Source organism: Escherichia sp. KTE159 (assembly GCF_000408805.1).
Classification (GTDB): Bacteria; Pseudomonadota; Gammaproteobacteria; order Enterobacterales; family Enterobacteriaceae; genus Escherichia; species Escherichia marmotae.
The window spans coordinates 1-3125 of sequence record NZ_KE137296.1; the positions used below are offsets into that span (position 1 = coordinate 1).

Genomic DNA, 3125 nt, shown 5'->3' on the forward strand with positions numbered 1-3125 from the left:
GTTCTGTCTGTCATCTGCGTCGTGTGATTATATCGCGTACCACTTTTCGACAGTTTTGCCGCCGGTATTCTGCCGTCTGACGCTTTAACGGGTATTTCTGTCAGGCAACACTGTCACTGCCAAAAAACTGCCGTGCCTTTGTCGGTAATTCGAACTTGCTGACAGGACAGGATGTGCAATTGTTATACCGCGCATGCATGCACGCTATTACAATTACCCTGGTCAGGGCTTTGCCCCGACACCCCATGTCAGATACGGAGCCATGTTTTATGACAAAACGAAGTGGAAGTAATACGCGCAGGCGGGCTATCAGTCGCCCTGTTCGTCTGACGGCAGAAGAAGACCAGGAAATCAGAAAAAGGGCTGCTGAATGCGGCAAGACCGTTTCCGGTTTTTTACGGGCGGCAGCTCTCGGTAAGAAAGTTAACTCACTGACTGATGATCGGGTACTGAAAGAAGTTATGAGACTGGGGGCGTTACAGAAAAAACTCTTTATCGACGGCAAGCGTGTCGGGGACAGAGAGTATGCGGAGGTGCTGATCGCTATTACGGAGTATCACCGGGCCCTGTTATCCAGGCTTATGGCAGATTAGCTTCCCGGAGAGAAACTGTCGAAAACAGACGGTATGAACGCCGTAAGCCCCCAAACCGATCGCCATTCACTTTCATGCATAGCTATGCAGTGAGCTGAAAACGATCCTGACGCATTTTTCCAGTTTTCACTGGGTAAAACATCTCTTTTTGCGGTGTTTGCGGCAGAATCGCGTTCAGCGCGTTTTAGCGGTGCGCGTAAGGGGAGTTATGGTAAATTGGCAGCAAAGTATTTTCTGATGTTATGGATTGTGAAGAGTATTCAATCCTTATTATGAAACAATAACTATAACTGGTTGTTTCATATAGATAAATATAACAAAAAAGCCCACTACAGAGTGGGCTTTTTTGTTATATTTTACGCTCTAGAGGTACACAGAAAAACGGTAGTTCGCCTGCTCCTCGAATGTTGTAATGGTAGTCTGAAAAATATTCATAGTAAAGAGATAAGTGAGTTTTCATGGATACAACAAGTTTAATTAGCTCAATTTCTGTACCAAGATTATCTTTCTATGAAACATTTCTTGGGTGCGCTACTGATCAAGAAAAGGTTGGGGCATACGTTGCCTACCAAGATCTGTCTGGCGATTTTTTTTGTCTTGTCCAGATGATTGAGGTTGCTCTGCGTAATGCGATAAACAATACAATCAAAGCTAATCATGGGCCTGCTTGGTACGACTCTATACCTCAAACAAAGAAATCTCAGGATCTTGTTTTAAATGCGAAACAAAAAGCACTAGATGAGTGTGGCGTAAGGTATACGGATGATGATGTTATTTGCCGTCTAACCTTTGGCTTTTGGGTTTATATGTTAGATGCCCCATATAGGGATACGCAAAGGCCGTGCTACATCTGGACTCCAGAGAACAAGGCAAAAACATTTCCTCATGCGAAGAATCCTTTGGGTGGGGGGGATATGAAGGTTAAAGCGCTGTTTGACGAGTTTCATAAAGTTCTTTTGTTTAGGAATCGACTTTTTCACCATGAGCCTATTTGGAAAAAACACCACTGCAAGTCGCATAGTCAAGCCATAAATAATATGTTGAAAGAGTTCAATTTTTTAATGAATGCCTTGAGTATCGTCTCTAACGAGAAAAAGGAACTTATTGAGTTTATTGGGCACGATAGGCGCTTTTATGAACGCTGCACGATAGAGTATGTTATGGGGATTATAGGGAGGATTAAGTGCAGGGAGCTTAAGGTAGCCGGTTGACTTTTAAGGGAAAATGTGATACAATCAAAAGCTCTTACCGGCTTTAAGTCGCGCAGCCGAAAGGCTACGTAACTCTGTTACTGCGCGACTTAAAGCCGGTAAGAGCGAAAGAGTTGCGCAAGTAATTGATTTCAAAGCTTTTTTCACAAAAAGAACTTTAGTATTCATTTTCATAATCCTCTATTTCTTATGCCGTTCTAATGGCAGCGTTGACTTTTTATTCCATCTATTTGAATGGTTAATTATACCATATCTAACATCAAATCTTAAGGATAAATAGCTGATTCACATCAGTTTTTCCATTAATTCACGAAGTTTTATAATTTAATTACGGATTTCCTTGAGTTCATATCGCGCCCATCGTAATCTTAAAAACGAAAAAACCACCCGGCAAGGTGGTTTTTCGAAGGTTCAGCAACCGGCAAGTTTCTGAACCGCGGTAACTGGCTTAAGAGGAGCGCAGTCACCAAAACTTGTTATTCCAGTTTAGCCTTAACTGGCACGTAACTTCAAGACTAACTCCTCTAAATCAGTTACCAGTGGCTGCTGCCAATGGCGATAAGTCGTGCCTTTCCGGGTTGGACTCAAGACGATAGTTACCGGATAAGGCGCAGTAGTCGGACTGAACGGGGGGTTCGTGCATACAGTCCAGCTTGGAGCGAACTGCCTACCCGGAACTGAGTGTCAGGCGTGGAATGAGACAAACGCGGCCATAACAGCGGAATGACACCGGTAAACCGAAAGGCAGGAACAGGAGAGCGCACGAGGGAGCCACCAGGGGGAAACGCCTGGTATCTTTAAGTCCTGTCGGGTTTCGCCACCTCTGACTTGAGCGTCGGTTTTTGTGATGCTCGTCAGGGGGGCGGAGCCTATGGAAAAACGCCTCCTGCGTGCTCTTCTTCTGGGTCTTTGTCTTTTGCTCACATGTTCTTTCCGGCTTTATCCCCTGATTCTGTGGATAACCGCATTACCGCCTTTGAGTGAGCTGACACCGCTCGCCGCAGTCGAACGACCGAGCGTAGCGAGTCAGTGAGCGAGGAAGCGGAAGAGCGCCTTATGTGACATTTTCTCCTTACGCTCCTCTATGCCGTTCTGCATCCTGTCCGGATGCGTTATATCCCGGTGCGATTTTCCGCTTCAAAGCGTCTCTGTATGCTGTTCTGAAGTTCTTCCGCGAGTTCGTGCAGCTTCTCACACATGGCGGCCTGTTCGTCAGCATCAAGTGCGTCCAGTTTTTCGAGCAGCGTCAGGCTCTGGCTTTTTATGAATCCTGCCATGTTAAGTACGGTTTGCTGCTGCTTGTTCATCTTTCTGTTTTCTC

The 3125-nt window shown here is 45.4% G+C and carries 5 protein-coding genes; 2 read left to right on the forward strand and 3 right to left on the reverse strand.

Annotated elements, in window-relative coordinates; translation table 11 throughout:
• The first annotated feature begins 269 nt into the window (after positions 1–269).
• A complete protein-coding gene (gene mobA, locus A31E_RS00050; protein WP_000166966.1) occupies positions 270–593 on the forward strand; it encodes a plasmid mobilization protein MobA in 324 nt (107 codons plus the stop codon).
• Between the two features lie 458 nt (positions 594–1051).
• Positions 1052–1804, forward strand: coding sequence for a hypothetical protein (locus A31E_RS00045; protein WP_016249639.1), 753 nt, complete (start codon positions 1052–1054; stop codon positions 1802–1804).
• Positions 1805–1828: 24 nt separating this feature from the next.
• Here the strand turns inward: A31E_RS00045 and A31E_RS26170 are convergent, their stop codons facing one another.
• The 3 genes from A31E_RS26170 to A31E_RS00040 form a co-directional block, all read right to left on the reverse strand.
• Positions 1829–1972 (reverse strand): hypothetical protein, encoded by a 144-nt coding sequence (locus A31E_RS26170; RefSeq protein WP_016249640.1) that lies wholly within the window; start codon positions 1970–1972, stop codon positions 1829–1831.
• A gap of 361 nt (positions 1973–2333) precedes the next feature.
• Positions 2334–2447, reverse strand: a complete 114-nt coding sequence (locus A31E_RS26675) for a replication initiation protein (RefSeq protein ID WP_071790583.1) — start codon at positions 2445–2447, stop codon at positions 2334–2336.
• Positions 2448–2916: 469 nt separating this feature from the next.
• Positions 2917–3111: a Rop family plasmid primer RNA-binding protein gene (locus A31E_RS00040; protein ID WP_024193633.1), complete on the reverse strand. Its 195-nt coding sequence runs from the start codon at positions 3109–3111 to the stop codon at positions 2917–2919.
• Positions 3112–3125 lie beyond the last annotated feature (14 nt).

Excerpts from the sequence above, each read along its gene's own strand:
- mobA (WP_000166966.1), top strand. The coding sequence starts at position 270 with ATGACAAAACGAAGTGGAAGTAATACGCGCAGGCGGGCTATCAGTCGC.
- A31E_RS00045 (WP_016249639.1), top strand. The coding sequence starts at position 1,052 with ATGGATACAACAAGTTTAATTAGCTCAATTTCTGTACCAAGATTATCT.
- A31E_RS26170 (WP_016249640.1), bottom strand. The coding sequence starts at position 1,972 with ATGAATACTAAAGTTCTTTTTGTGAAAAAAGCTTTGAAATCAATTACT.
- A31E_RS26675 (WP_071790583.1), bottom strand. The coding sequence starts at position 2,447 with ATGCACGAACCCCCCGTTCAGTCCGACTACTGCGCCTTATCCGGTAAC.
- A31E_RS00040 (WP_024193633.1), bottom strand. The coding sequence starts at position 3,111 with ATGAACAAGCAGCAGCAAACCGTACTTAACATGGCAGGATTCATAAAA.